A 15,535-nucleotide genomic window follows, 5' to 3' on the forward strand; every position below is an offset into this window, starting at 1 on the left:
TGAAAGACCTACCATGTATAAATACACACAGCAGGTCTTATTTTTGTTAATATAACGCCTCGTACATTCGAATCGTAAAAATTTCCTCTTTATACAACTCAATTTTCTTATCTTGAATCGTCTCCATTTTTAAGATACACGTTTCTCCCATTGGATAATATCGCTCAGCAAGAGTGAAGACCACTTGTTCTGTGCGTTCATGATTTTCCCCTGTTAGGTTAAATGTTAAAATGACTTCGTTCGAAATTCGTTCATTTCCTTGGTAAAATGCCATTTTTAGCTGGCGTGGTAAATAATCGCTTGAAACGCTTTGCTCTTGATAAAATTGAACAGGTACACGATAGTTTGTAATCACTTTATCTAACATCGCTACACTTACATCCACGGGTTTAGCTTGCTCTGTACGACGATAATCAATGAGCGGGATAATCAATTCTTGTGGCATTGCCCCACCGTGTATAAACTGCAATCCCCCGCCAGTCATAAATCGATTTAACCCTTTCGCAATAACAACATCGACATTTTGAAGAGGTGTTTGCCAACTCTTTAATTTTACCGCTCCATCTGGAACTGTTAATGAATGGCCAATTGCAAAACGACGATTACCATCAAAAACTGTTCCTCTAACGGTCTCTACTTTTACATCTGCCTCCACTTTTAAATGCTGGAATAAGAACCCGTGATCAGCAGTAATAAAGATACGTTTTGCCTGTAATCGTGATAAACGATCAACTGCTAATTCCAAGGAATAAACAGCTTTTTCGACCGCTTCATATGTATCACGTTCGGACTTACGCGAATCCCCTGTCGCATCAATAACATCATGGTACAAATAAACAAGACGCTTTCCTTTAAAATTTTCTTCCGCTTCTGTGCGCGACCAATCCATAAATTCATCTAATCGGTAAGCAACAGAGTCAGGATGCGCTTTCTGTAAAATCTTTGTTCGATTCGCCAAACCGTTTGTTGGTTCTCCATCAGCGTAGACAATTTTTTTCTCATCAATAGTTAATGTACGATGTGGCAGTAATGATGCCATTCCAAGTTGTGTATAAGTTGGTAGACTCGCATACAAAGGAGAAACACTTGCTTCGCCATTTATACGTTGATTAAGCCGCTCACACAATTCATAACCAATTTCGTATCGCAGAGCATCAGAAATAATAACAAACACTCTTGTTGTTTCCTTCTCTAAAATTGGTTGAACTACTTGTGGGAAGAATGAACGCTGCAAAGGTATTTTCGTTATTTGTTCTTCTTTTTCTAAATAATAATTTGTTTCTTGCGCAAGCTTAGTTAAATAGACATTTTCATACCAATTTGTTAAAGCTTTTGCTAATGATTCAATCATTTCGCGTTGTTCCAATTTGGTATATGCTTGCATGAAGCGACGATACGCTTGATCAATATAATGCAGGCAATGTACATATTGATTGTATAAATCGATGGTACTGTCATATTGTTTAAGATACGTTTTGTATTCGGTTAACCGTACTGCTTCATATAACACGCGATAGAGTGCTTGTATTCGTTCCTTTTTGCCCCAATATGTCGTAAGACGAAACGAAATTCGTTCTTGCCATGCTTCCAAATCTGATGTTTTATGTTGCAATTCATCAATTACTTTTTCGATCAATAACGCATCAATAAGCGGGAACGTAATTACTTTTTCAATATTTTGGACTGATACATTTTGTAAGTAATAACGCAACTCAAATCGGCTTTCAACCTCACGTATGTATGACTCTAGCCTTTCTGTTTCTTCTGCCGAACCACGCATCCAGTCATCAATAAATAATGCGCATATATTTGAGCGAATGGACGGATATTCTGTTTGGAGTTTTTCAATATTAACCTCTGCATCGCGAGCAAAATGAGCATAAAGAAGTGTTTCCATTAAATGTCGCAATGTACGATTGGCAGGTCTCGTTTCAAGGCCAAAATGTTGTTCAAGCAATTCCCACATTCGTTCAATGGAGAAATATTTCGCGACCCGCTTATACGCCTCATTATTTTGTTCATCTAGCCCATCCATTAGCAAATAACGTGTAATTGCCGCAATATTTGCGATTGGTGCGCCCGTTAATACAGCCAAAATCCCATATTCTATATCTATATCTTTCGAATTTAAAGGTAATAACCGTTTTAGCTTTTGAATCCGTTCCTTGCTGTTAAAAAATTGCCTATAACGCTCAACAATTGGTCGCAATACAACATCTTTTACGGATAATTGTTCGGCCCAGACGGCAATTTGGTCTGCTTTAAACTCGGTGCTATATAGCAAGATATCTAATAAATAGTTTTCTTCATCACGTGGTCGTGCAAACGGGGCATACAGTACAAACGATTCGTTCGGCTTGTCAATTTCAATCTCTATTTTGAGTTTAAAAAAGTTCGTATTTGTCAGTTCACGTACAATTACGTTCTCATCAGCCAACGCTTCTTGTAAGGATTCAACAGATTCCTGCCCAGCGGCATCATACCAAAACACAATCGCTCTCGGCTTCTTTTCTTTTTCTTCACGAATCCGCTCTCGCAACGCCTCTAAAATATCCATAATCCCACCTCTTTTATCGAAAAGAAGGAAAGAGGAATCGTTACCTCTTTCCGTTTTATATCTCTATTTAATTGGTGCAAGTACATCTTTAAATTTTTCGTAGTTTACTTTTACTCCATCGTCCAAGTCAATGTCAATCTGTGCGTTTGCATATTCTGCAAGTTTTTTATCGAATTCGAGTAATTCTTCTAGGCGCTTTTGATAGGCAGTTTTTCGTTTCTCTAATTCGCGTTTTTCTGTTGCACTTAAATTTGGATTGACCATACGCAATTCGATAGCATTTATTTCGTTATGATACTTTGTTTGAATTTCTTGCAAATGGTTAAATCGAATCGTTGCCATTGTATCTGGACGATAACGATGCATGTAAATGAGTGTACGCAATCCCTTTTGCTTACCGGAATCAACAAGCCAATAAATTGGTCGTTTTTGATATACTTGGCAATGGTCTTTAAAAAACTCATCTAAGAAATAGCGGCGTAATCGTTCTTCTGCAGTTTCGTTACGTTTTAATTCAAGTGACTCTGCTAACCATTGCAAGTTTTCTTCTACTGTTTCCGCTCCGAATGTTACAGATAAAAACTCACGCAAGCGGGCAATCACATCATCTTCGAAATAATGTTCATCCGTCAGTAATATTAATCCGTATTTATTCGGTTTAAATGTCTTATATTTAGACTCATCCCAATCTCCGCCAGCATAAGCTAAGCCATCTACATCTAAAGAATAACGGCCCATTACACAGCCGATAAAATAGGACAAGAACGACTTCGCATCACGAACACGGTCGGCTTTACGGATTGTGATTTCCTCATCAGGCACTTCTGGTGTCAGTTCGTCCTGTAAACCATACAACTCAATGAAGATACGGTTCAGCTCTTCTTCGTTTGCCTTTAATTGAGCGAATTGCGTTTCCGTATGGATTGCCCAATTGTTGAAAGCATCTGATAAAAGATTACTGCTTTCACGATAGGATAGAAAAAAATGTTTCTCGAAATCCCATGATGTTTCAAATAAATCCCAATCCTTCTTGTATAATGAAAGAACCGTTTTTGTAATTGTATTAACATTTGACAAATCTCTGAATTCCATTATCGGGAGAGACTCAATATCTTTAACTTGATAATTTAAAGTCGGGTTCAATATTTTAAGCAAGTAATTCACTACTTTTGAGTTTAAAAAGGCTAATAAATTAATATCACCATCTACAATTAGTGGACCTGCATCACCAAAAAGAATGTTTTTTGGTTGATATCTAAATGAGATATTTGAACTCGTAACCCTAGACCAAGTTATTCCTTCTCTAAAATAATATTTATTATCCCTTAATCTATAATTACCAGAACTTTCTTTTATTCTTTGTCCATCATTAAATAGATCAACTACATATTCATTATTTCCATAGTACTTTCTATATGGACCACCCTTGTTAATTAAAAACCAACGAAATCGTTTGTTTCTTTCATTATAGTTGTTATTATTTGTTGTAAAAGAGATATTATTTGAATTTACTTCATACCATAACTTCAAAAAAACTTCGTCATTCCCTGTCATGATACCGGACTTCACTTCATAAATATCGGTCAATTTATTGTTTTTAAATATGTTTCTAACTTTATTTGAGGACCAATATGCGATGGGATAACCCGGAATATCCATTAAATACCGCATTCCGGGAAATACATAGTGATTTGCAGGATTAAAAAATTGTCTTTCTTTTTCCCACCTTTTTGAATCGAAATAATCAACTAATCTAATTCCTTTAAACCTATACGTATCTATGTTAATTTTTCTAATATTCACTGCTACAGTTTGTACAACTTTTCCAATTATACCTTCAAAAGCTTCCATACCTAAATGTAATATAGAACAAATAGTATAATTATTAATTAATTCTTTTCTAAGTTCTTCATAAGAAGATAAAAACATCCATGAATGCATAGTTATGTGTGATATAAAAGAATAATCTTTTGCTAATGAATTACATCTTTCTATAAAAACAGCGAACATATCAAACTTCGTATTTGGAAACAATTTTTTAACATAGTCACCTAGCTGTTTATTCATTCCTTTTGAACTCATATATGGTGGATTTGTAATTGTCACATCATATTTCGAGGATAGCAATTTCGCTTGCTCCAATATCACTTGAAATTCTTGTACTTGTTCAAAGGCTCGAAATGTTTCTACAGATAATTGCTCTTCTCCAAGTTCTTCAATCCGCTCTAAATATTTATCGTAATCTACTTTCGGCGGTTGCAAAATCGATCCAAAATTCTTTGCATCAATAAACGTGTCAATTACTGCACGTATCTCTTCTTTTTCCTCTTCATTTTGCCCAAGTAGCTGTGCAATTCCTTCTTTATCCAAATGATTTGATTCTTGAATTGCATAAATATTTAATTTAACTTTCTTACGGAAAATACGACGTGATTTTTCTCGTGCTTTCATCATTAATGCAAAAGACGCAAGCTGAGCAGCACGGTCATCTATGTCTAAGCCGAATAAGTTTTTCTCTAAAATCAGTTGAGGGATGTCACTGCTAGGATATCCTGCTTCCTCATACATTTGATACAGTAAGTCGAACGCATAGACAAGAATATGACCTGAGCCAACACAAGGATCGATGATTTTAATTTCCTCTAAATTGACGTTTTTGTAGCGAATTTCTTCTAATTTTTGCTTTACTTCATCATCTTGTTCCGCTGGCTCAATATAATAGCGCATCGATTGTTTTAACGGTGAATCTGGATTTGCTTCTAACCAAAGTTGCCCGAGCGAGTTTTCCACCATATATTGGACAATCCATTTTGGTGTGAATAGCTGCGTAGCGGCAGGAATATCATATTTCTCAATCTTTTTATTCTTCTTTAAGTTAGCAAATACTTGATCTTTTGGTTCTGTATTATAAAACTGATACAACCAGCCAATGACTTCAACTTCTTGGAAGCTTTCTGTTAACGCTTCGTTATTAACTAATTTCTTAATTACTGATTCGCTATCCAATAAAAAATCTGGCAGCAACAATTCCGTATAATCGTTAATTTTTTCAAACAAAAACGGTAGTATTTTATGTAACGCATTACACTGCGCAATAAAGAGTTTCCGGTAGGCTTTTTCTATTTCCCCTTGATTAATAAGGTCTTTTATTTCTGCAACATCAATATCTAAGTCCATTGTTTCAAATTGCGATAAAATGTCCGGTTCTGTTTTTCCAGTGCTGCTTGATAACACGTTGACTCGTTCCGGAAGATAATCATTTACTTCCATATATCGAATCGCGATAATTCGGTTAAACCATGTATAAGCAACTTCCTCAATTAATTGTTTATACCCTTTTGCTTTGAGTTGTTTTGCTAGTGATTGAAACGCTGATTTCATTTTTAATTCATAGGGATGCCCATTCACGTATAATTGTCCAAACTCTTCTCTCATTTCTAAGCTGTTTTTCTCATCGATTCCAAATAATTTTGCTCTTAACGTAACTTTTTCAAGTAAATTTCTTCGCGCAAAGATTGCAAAATTTTTTAACTCTGTTTTATTCATGGACGTTTCGACTCCTTTGATAAGCTGATGAATGAAGTCTAGAGCGGATCGATTTTGACCCGCTCGCTGTTTTATTCTATCTCGAGAATGTGATCTTTTAGCTCTCGTAAAAGATTGGTACGCAATTGTTCCAATGCAGCATCTAAATCCTGTTGTGTTTCAATTTTTGTCCGACCATTAAAGAACATACGATGCAACTCATTAGCAGATAATTTTTTTGTTGTTTTTTCCCTTACAACAGAAGGAGTATCTCGATCGCTATCAACCACAGTAGGTGGTTTCTTACGTAATTCTTCTTCCATTTGTTTTGCTCTGTCTTGAACTCGTTTCGCATGTTCATTTAACTGTTGAACTAGGGCGCGAATCGTTACAATGCTTGTTTCTGTTACAATATTTGATTTTAAACGATTGAATGTCTGCCATTCTGTATCAATATATTGGACAATAGATGATTCGTGTTGGTAATAATCTTTTAATTCGACTAACTTTTCTTCAAGGGTTTGTACTTGTACTTGAATTGCCTTACGTTGTTCATTTACCTCTGCTTTGATTTTCTCTTCTAATTCGTTGATAAGTTGCGGCAGTTTTGGAATGTCACGATACGGTTCTTGTTTCGTTAAAATGTCTGTAATTTGCTTCTTAATGATTTGAACATCACTATTTTGAATTAATATTAAATCATTTTGATAGAGTTGAAGCGTGTTAACAGCGTCATCAAACACAGAAATCGGTGTTTTTTTATAGAAGCCTAATAGTTTTTCAATCATTTCAAGCCATTGATCAATTTCGTCTTGTGCTTCGATAAATTTATTGACAAGTTGTTCGGCATCGCGAATTTGTAGTAATTTTTGTATTCCCATCGAGATAATGTTAATTTCTCTTTCACCCGGATACGGGTAATCAGCTGACTTGCTTTCACGGCGACGTGAGCGAATCTCTTCAAGCGGCATAGTAAAACGTTCATTGATTTCCTGCTGGATAATTTCCGCAAAGTCTTGATACGTTTCTCCAACCTCTTGGCGGCCGAAAAATTCACGCATCAGTGAAGTGAATTCTTTTTTTATTTTTGGATCAACTTCAATCTCCGGAATAATACGGATTCGTTCTCTCTCAGATATGCGAGAGAGACGGTCAAAAAATTGTGGATGTGCTGGCGTAAAGCGTTCGTCACCAACATATAAATTGACTTTACCATCATGCATTAAGGCTAATATAAGCCCGATAATATCATACTCACTCCATCCGTATGGTACGTCACTAAACTTTTCAATCACCGTTTTTAAAGACGGTTTTTCATGCATTCGAGCAAGGTCTTCAAAGTATGTTTTTAACTCCTCATAAGCGTTGCGATTGCCTGTCATATTTAACAGGTCTTGATCAATTCCATGCTCGACAAGGCGTTTCCATTCTTCTTTATGTGCCTTAAATGAAATTGGCGTATCAATATAATCGAGTTTTGTGTACGTGTTTTTTATAAGCATATCAAAAGCAGAATTTACTTGATTTTCAAAAGAACCTTTAAAAATACGTTCTTGTCCTTGGACATAAAAACGAGCTTTTTCACAAGCTTTACGCAATAATTCTTCTGCTTTACGCTCAAACTCATCAACTTGCGCGAGTTTTGCGTCATAAATTCGATGTTGAGTCAGAGTTGTACTATTATTACGCTTTAATTGGACATAACGTTGAACTTGTTCGGAGTATTTAATTGCGCTTTCTGCTTCGGCAACAAGCTCTTCATCAAGACAGATTACAAGTTGTCCCGAGTTGGCTTTCATTGCTGCTTCCATGTCGGATATAGCGACTGAAAACACTTGCAATGTTAAAGGATGTGTCATATGCCCTTTTGTATAATTGTCAAATCGTTTATTAAAATCAAATGGCGGTATGTCTTTTTTGTATTCATATTTCGTTTTTGGATACATTTTTGTAAAGAACAGATCACCAAGCTGTTCTTTAATTTTGATTGGATTAACCTCTACATTTTTAATTTCTTTGTTGATTTCTTGTTCTTCATCGGAAAGGAACGAATATGTACCATCTGCATGCTTTTCAATGAACATCGCTTGTTCAAGACGGTTCAATGACTCTTTTACACGATATTCCAACGGTCCGCGTTCATCATGAATGGTTTCAACCAATAACGTAGCGATATTATTTGGTGTTGCTTTTATCTCATCAATCCCTTTAATGAGATAGAGAACTTTCAATACATCGACATCTTCGGGTTTTAACCCTTCCTCGTTTTTGGCACGATCTTCGGCACGGCTGATTGTCCTTGTTATTGTTGTTTCTAGGAAATTGCGGATTGAAGGGAAAAATTCTGCTAATGTGACTAAGTTGCCGCTGTCTTCTTCAGCATTTAATTGGACCGCTTCTTGGAATGCTTTTAATAGGGAACGTTCTCCGTGAGCTAAGCTAGTGCCGCCTTCACCATGAATACGTATTTTATTAAATACTTTCTGTAATAGTTCAACTTGATATGGAACGAATGGGTAAAGCGCAACGAACTCTTCTGCTGAACGATAGCCAGAACGTAATTGAGTTGAATTTGGATCAAAAGCTAAGCGGCCACGAATTAATTGTTCAATCGGTTCATAAATTGCTTTTAATGTTTTTTCAGCTGTCTCCGTTTTTTCTAACAAGCGGCGTTTGATAACTTCATCTGTATTGGAACTTGTCAAGTTAATACGTGTGGCAAAGCGACCTTGAATTTTTGAAAAGTCATTTGTACTATGTAAATTCGTAACTGCATCAATTTTTTCTTGTGAAGTGACAATTACCCAAGCTTGGCCACGGCAGCGATTCCCTAAATCTTCAACAACGGTTTGTAGGTTTAGCATTAAGTTAACATCTGTACCGATATATTGGCCAACCTCGTCAACTAAAAAGATAAGACGATACTCTGGGCCGCGCTTTTTACAATAATCGGCAACCATTTTTGAAAATTGCTCTGATGTTATATCAAATGTATTTTTACTAACTTCGAAAAAGCTGCTTGCTGTTTCCTCATCGTATCCAATCTCTACAAGAGCTTGAATAATTTTTTTACGACGTAATAAAGCTTTTAAGCGAAATTCCTCCCATTCTACACCATATGATTGACGAATAACCGATTTAAATTGTTCATATTTTCCTTCTTCGTCTAGCTGCCGCTCCATATCCGCAAGCCATAATGTATCGGAATAACCTAAATGACGATTGAATACACGTAGGAATACTTCAACGATGCGTTCCTTATGTGTTGATGCCGATGATGACATAGAATCGATGTTGAACAATAGTGCATCAGATTCCTTTGCTGCAACTTCATTCATCATTGATAAAAGCTCTTGATTGTTCGTTTTATCGTAGAAGTATTCCACTGGTTTTTTGCCGTTAATTGGTTTGTTGTCTAAAAGGTAAGAAAGGATTTTTAGAAAATGTGATTTACCGGAACCGAAGAAACCTGAAATCCATACACCGATGTTCGCTGACGGTGTTTTATATACAGCTAAATAATTCTTATAGAATGTATGTAAGTATTCAGTTACTTCTTCCGTCATAACATATTCTTCTAATTCATTTTGAATTGTTTCGCTATCTAGCTGACCGGCTTGGACTACGCCGTTAATATTGCGAAAAATATCTTTTTTAAATAATTGCTTTATTTGCATGTTTCTTCCCCTCTTTATGATATTCGCGATAGTTGATATCGATCTTCGTTTCGTAAAATGCCAAATAATCTTAGTTCAATGCCGGTGAAATAGCCCGGATAAAATAAGACAATAGGTTTGCGAAAAGCGTTGTCTGATAACTTTATCAACAACTGACTAGAGCGGAGAAATGGAAATGCATTGCCTACTCCTGTGATAAAAATCAATTCTGCATCTCCAGCCTGTTCTATAAATGCTTTAACAATATAGTTTTGATCTTCAAGGATAGTTTGAAATGTCTTTACTAATTCTTCATAGCCACCTTCTTCGCTAATTTCAATTAACTCATCTAATTCATCTTCGAATAAACTTAATAAAAAACGAAATAAATTAATCTCCACAATATTTAAGGAAGTTTGTTGCAGTAAACGTTGAATATATGCACGTACTTGCAACTCGTCTTCCGCTGGATAGTCAAAAACATAATGAGGAATTTCACTTCCGATTCCTTTCGGAGCCGTAAAACCTTCTTCATTGATTCGCTTTTCCATTTCCCTCAACCGTTCGTATGTTTGACTCACGAATTTCACCTACTTTAAATTACTTAAAAGTGATAGCAATTTATCGTGTTGTTTGGCATATTCTTTCAAAGCGGTACTCATATGTAAAGGTGTGATCTCATATGTATCTTGTTCCATTTCCCGTAGTAGCCCTCCCTCGCGGAAAAACATAATAATAGAGCTACGTAAGCGCTTTTTTGTTTCAGGTCTCCAGTTTGCTACTTTTTCGGATTCGCTTTCTTTTCGTTCCATAAAATAATCGATTTCTACAGTTTGAATAATTGGTTTATTTTTTTGGTAATTATAGACGATAACTTCCATGAAAAAATCATACGGAAAGCGGTAGGTTTTTAGATAGCTATATAATAGAAGAGCTTTTTGATCTAATCGATTCCCTTCTACATAGTACTTCGCTAAAGACGTATCAAAGGCTTCCGAACGTCGATAAACCATTTGAAATCTTTTTCTAATACCAGCCTCACTGCGCATTTGAAATAAATTATTTTCAATAATCTTTTCAATGATTTCTTTACGAGTTAAACCGGCTAGCTTCATCTGAAGGACAATAAACATCTCATTTTGAAACCATCCTTCACTCGTAAATCCAGCAGAGTAATTCAACATTAAGTGCTACTCACTCCTAATCACATTTAAAAAACTAATGAAACATTTGTAAATAATCGAAGTTGACTTTTGATTATCCAAATTAATTATAGCAATAACACGATTACATAAAAAGGAAAAAATATTGTATGTAAAAATAAAAATCCCCGCTAATTGGGGGAATTTATAGTATAGAAATATTTATTTTTGAAAAGAAGTGATAAACACATACAGCGCTTTCTTTTGTTCATCATTTAGTGAAGCTAAAACTTGTTCTAATTGTTCGTTTATAAGACTATCTCCCGCTTTCTCATCCTTTTCTAACGACCTAAAAAAGCTGCTTAGCGGAATATCAAACCTTTCACAGAATTGTTGGATTAAGCTAATAGGAATTTCCTGATCTCCATTTTCGATTCTCGAGAGTCGCGGCTGTGAAATTCCCAACTCATCCGCTAATTGCATCATTGATAAATTATATTTTTTTCGAACTTCCCTAATGCGTTCTCCTACTTTTTTGTTTATATCCATCACTACATCCCCGACTTTTACTTATTAGTTCGTATTTAGTTTATCGTTTTCTCATTTTACAATCAATCTATTTTGTATTATTATAAAAATGAATAAAAAATATTCAATTTTGTTAACAAGGAGATAGGTAATATGGACTTTGAGCAAGCATTTAATGAATTTGTTTACAACCGTGTCGAGCAAATTATGCTAAACGATGAAAACATTGAGCTCCAAACTCTCTACAAAGAGCTTGATCGCAGTTTCAAAAAACTTCAAATCAATGAGAAGGATTTTGATGATTTGCAAAGAACAATCTTTTGTTTAATTGATTCACTAATTCTACTAGCTTACAAACAAGCTTTAGAAGACACGATTTCTTTTTTGCTAAGTACCACAGAAGCGAAGCGGCGGTTGGGGGTAACGGATTAACATGAACACGAAAGTGAAATGTCATGGGCGCCTAGGTGTTAATGTTTATACTGTTGTTGACGGTTCGAAGAAAGATGAAGAATACGAGCAATTTGATTCAGAGCTGTACAATGAAATAATTGCTTTATTGCAGGCGCGCGGTTACATTGTTAAAGATATTTATTTACAATTTTCCGAACGATTTGAATGCAACGAATACGATGTTATAAATTTTGAAAAGCTCAAAAAAGAAGGAGAGCGAAAAGCACAAGAAATATATTCGAAAGTAAATACAGATCGCTTTCGAATTGATTAATTTTTTGTGAGAATGATGCGGTTACATCGTCCAAGACCTGTATCTAAACTTCGAAAAACAGAAGAAAATATCGTAGTTAGAAAATTTATTAGCAGGCTATCCTCTGGGGAAGCCTGCTTTTTTGGTATCTAATCTCGTTAATTATTAATTTTATTTTCTCTGTGGTGTAGGGACTTTCCTTCTTTAACGATTAATTGAATTATTTTAACAGATGAGAAGTGATATAATGTGCATTTTCACACTCTACACATATCTAAAATACTTAAGAAACTTTAATAAAGAGATGTAGTTTTTTCTTTTCTCTAAAATTTTTATATATTCTACATTGTATGATTGTATGTAACGATGAAATTATTATAGTTCCAACTGAAACTATTATATTACGGTAGGAAAATTCTTTTTAATTTGCAACAATAGTAAAGACTTTACTTGAAATATTTCATCCGAATTTCAAGAAATTCTGGTTTAGAAAGTTCGGATTCTAGTTGTTCCCTCTGAATCAATATTTTTTTATAGGGGATAAAATAGGGACTATCACTAATTGTTTTACTATTGAACCAATCTAAGAAGTCACTAGTTATTTTTCTATTAGTCATTAATAAATAATAATCAGGCTCATGCATTAGTACTTTTACCATTTCAGAATATATTTCATCTATTTCTAGTTTCGCATAACTTTCTGAATATTTACACTGCAAAACCCATTTTGTTGGTTTATTAACAATAGGAATCCAAGAGTCCATATTAACTATAAAAGTTCCATCTCTCCCCCTATCAACTCCCTTTCCTATTCTATCTAAGTTTAAAACCTGCCATTTGGAAATCATTTCAATGCATAAATCTTCAAATGCGTCTGCTTTAGTTTTTCCTCCCCCCGGTTGAATAATTATATTTGACCAATCAAAATTGTAAACTGTACGTTTTTTTATAGTATCGTATTCTTGTTTACTGATTTCTGAAAATGAGCAATGCTCTACCTCAATATTTTTTGCAACTAAAGTTCCATAGCTCTCCCAGTAACAATTTATTTCTAATAAATAAAAATGACCTTCTTGTTCAATTGTGGATGTAACAATGTATTGATTTGAATTTAGGGGATATACTAAATTTTTTACTGATACTTTTATAGAATCTTGTTCGGTTACTTGAAAATTAATTGAATTATTCATGATATCACTAAAACTCTTTGCATTACCTTTTGTCAAAGTTCCTTCTGATAGTAACTTACGATTAGTATCATAGATATAACAAGTTTCACCATTGAAGTTTTCTAAAATGCTATTAAGTCGGGGTAAGTTTTCTATGTTCATTGTTTTCACTACTGATCACCCCAAACTGAATCAGAGTCCTTGTTAATGAAAAGGATCCACTTCAAAATATCTTCTACTGTGTATTTTTCATGATTCTCTAAAGTTGCCATATTAAAAAGTATTGTAGAAATTATATTTTTTACAAATACTTTAAACCTTTCATAGATTCTTTCTTTTAAAGCAAGATAATTGGTATCATCAGCTATTAATAATAATTCTTTGAAATCTTCATATAGCCAAAGTCTCATTTCTCTGTAGTTTACATCCGATTTTTTATAGTTCGAACCTGCAATTATAATAGCGCTGCAAGCAGCTAAATATTCTATACTTTGCTCTGATCCAAATAACTGTTTGATAATTTCTTTTTCTAATTGCACCTTCCTTGTTAAACTCTCAGTTTTACAAAATTCTATAAATTTTTTGAAGGCCATATCTAAATTCCACTTGGATAACTTTGCAAGATTTTTATTTAAAAATTCAATAAGACCAGTGTCTAAATCATCAATTATTTTGGGTTCATTCCATGGTACTCTTTCATTATGCCAAGTTAAATTTCCGCTTTTCTCATTATGTACAATAAAGAAATGGTTTAACTTATAATTAACTTCCTGTTCCTTTGAGATAAAATAGTATAGTATATTTAATAAGTCTAAAACTTTCTCTTTTGCAATTGAAACAGCTTTTTCTGTATCTCCGAATGCACATTCTATATTATGAACTAACACCCAAGCACTGTTATCTCTACTATTACTGTCTAATAATGTTCTTCTTATTGTATCCTTTGGATATTTTTCATATTGCCATCCTGTAAACAACTCATTCGAGATGAATTCAATATCACCGAGGCGAACGTCAAAATATTCATTTTTAACTGCTAAGTCATTAATGTTTACTGCTACAGTATAATTAACATCCGTGAGAAAATTATTTTTGAGATCTTCAATCAATTTTTGTTTTTTTTCAATACTTATTTTTTCATATGCTGTGGCTATTAATTGGTTAATATTAGGACTATTTTTAGCAAAGATTACACCTAAAAAAAGCATTCTTATTTTCTCTTTGTCCCATGGCAATCTTGAGTTTACCTTATCTTCTCCAAATCTCGCTGTAATTTCTTTTGTATAATCTTTAAAAACTTCATCTAGTTCTCTGATCAAATTTGCAATTTTTTCGATTTCGTAATGCTCAATGGTTAATATAAATTTATTTAGCATAGCATGTTCAATCTTTTTAGTTATATTATTTTCTAGTAGTAAATTTTTTAATTCTATTTGTATACTATTTCCTTCTTCTACAGTTCTACCTAATCGAAAATGCATTAAATAATCATTTTCTAATTCCTCTAAAATACAGCGAAATATTTCTTTTTTATAACTAAGGTCAAGCTTGACTAATTGGTCCTCGATAATTGTCTCATATAGCAAATTAATAAATTTACTATTTAGCTGTTTGCGGTAATTATCGATGTGTTTAATAGAATACTGTCGTTGATTAATTCTTTTACAAATATTATTTCGGATTCGATAAAGCAAGAAATATTCAGGTCGTTTAAAATACGGGTTATCCTTATCTATACCTTTTGAAATATTGTTGGAAAACTCTAAATCTAGGTCATGAATATAATTTTTCAGGTTAATATCATCACTATTTTTAGAGGTGACATATTCACTGAATTTGATGGTTAATTCTCTTGCTTTTTTTTTCGTATTTGAATTGGTAAGCTTTTCAAAAGGAACTTTTATTGTCAAACATTCTTCTAGTTTATATGTAATAATACTATCTAATATTTCCATCACTTGTGAGACAGTAAGACTATTGGGTATTAAGTTTAATTTATCATTAAGATGATTAGCTATGTAGTATTTATTTAGCTGTACTTCTATATCTGGCATACATATTTCTTGCATGTAAGTTTTAAATAAAGTGTATTCAAACTCCTTCAAAAACAATTGTAAATAATAATCAAAAATTTGTTCTATTTCTTCATTAAAAGAGAAAGCCTTTGTTTGAAACCGCTCTATTCTCTTATACACTTTTCTCACCCTCTTACTCTTAGCATTAATTTCAAAAAACAATGAAGTATACTAAGA

General features: G+C 33.8%; 10 protein-coding genes. 2 read left to right on the forward strand and 8 right to left on the reverse strand.

The features are described from left to right. Positions 1-46: 46 nt before the first annotated feature. From pglZ to AOT13_RS12710, 6 genes are all read right to left on the reverse strand, one after another. Entirely contained in the window at positions 47-2,557 is a 2,511-nt protein-coding gene (gene pglZ / locus AOT13_RS12685; RefSeq protein WP_042385351.1) for a BREX-1 system phosphatase PglZ type A, read from the reverse strand. 63 nt (positions 2,558-2,620) lie between these two features. Next, entirely contained in the window at positions 2,621-6,103 is a 3,483-nt protein-coding gene (gene pglX / locus AOT13_RS12690; protein ID WP_042385355.1) for a BREX-1 system adenine-specific DNA-methyltransferase PglX, read from the reverse strand. A 71-nt stretch (positions 6,104-6,174) separates the two neighbouring features. After that, positions 6,175-9,759 (reverse strand): BREX system P-loop protein BrxC, encoded by a 3,585-nt coding sequence (gene brxC, locus AOT13_RS12695; protein WP_042385359.1) that lies wholly within the window; start codon positions 9,757-9,759, stop codon positions 6,175-6,177. Between the two features lie 14 nt (positions 9,760-9,773). Next, complete coding sequence (locus AOT13_RS12700; RefSeq protein WP_097948919.1) at positions 9,774-10,319, reverse strand: DUF1788 domain-containing protein; 546 nt, start codon at positions 10,317-10,319, stop codon at positions 9,774-9,776. A 9-nt stretch (positions 10,320-10,328) separates the two neighbouring features. Further along, a complete protein-coding gene (locus AOT13_RS12705) occupies positions 10,329-10,922 on the reverse strand; it encodes a DUF1819 family protein (protein ID WP_042385362.1) in 594 nt (197 codons plus the stop codon). Between the two features lie 180 nt (positions 10,923-11,102). Further along, complete coding sequence (locus tag AOT13_RS12710) at positions 11,103-11,429, reverse strand: helix-turn-helix domain-containing protein (RefSeq protein WP_042385365.1); 327 nt, start codon at positions 11,427-11,429, stop codon at positions 11,103-11,105. 132 nt (positions 11,430-11,561) lie between these two features. Between AOT13_RS12710 and AOT13_RS12715 the strand changes: the two genes are divergently transcribed. Both AOT13_RS12715 and AOT13_RS12720 read left to right on the forward strand, forming a co-directional pair. Further along, positions 11,562-11,840: a hypothetical protein gene (locus AOT13_RS12715; protein WP_042385366.1), complete on the forward strand. Its 279-nt coding sequence runs from the start codon at positions 11,562-11,564 to the stop codon at positions 11,838-11,840. 1 nt (position 11,841) lies between these two features. Beyond that, on the forward strand, positions 11,842-12,135 hold the full coding sequence (locus tag AOT13_RS12720) for a hypothetical protein (RefSeq protein ID WP_042385369.1): 294 nt from the start codon (positions 11,842-11,844) through the stop codon (positions 12,133-12,135). 425 nt (positions 12,136-12,560) lie between these two features. On the opposite strand, the gene AOT13_RS12725 is transcribed toward AOT13_RS12720, so the two are convergent. Together AOT13_RS12725 and AOT13_RS12730 are read right to left on the reverse strand one after the other, a co-directional pair. Continuing rightward, the gene (locus AOT13_RS12725; protein ID WP_042385372.1) at positions 12,561-13,454 is read right to left on the reverse strand and encodes a hypothetical protein; all 894 of its coding nucleotides are present in this window, start codon (positions 13,452-13,454) and stop codon (positions 12,561-12,563) included. After that, positions 13,454-15,487: a hypothetical protein gene (locus tag AOT13_RS12730; protein WP_155267351.1), complete on the reverse strand. Its 2,034-nt coding sequence runs from the start codon at positions 15,485-15,487 to the stop codon at positions 13,454-13,456. Before AOT13_RS12730 ends, AOT13_RS12725 begins: the two co-directional genes overlap by 1 nt. Positions 15,488-15,535 lie beyond the last annotated feature (48 nt).

It is taken from the genome of Parageobacillus thermoglucosidasius, from assembly GCF_001295365.1.
Classification (GTDB): domain Bacteria; phylum Bacillota; class Bacilli; order Bacillales; family Anoxybacillaceae; genus Parageobacillus; species Parageobacillus thermoglucosidasius.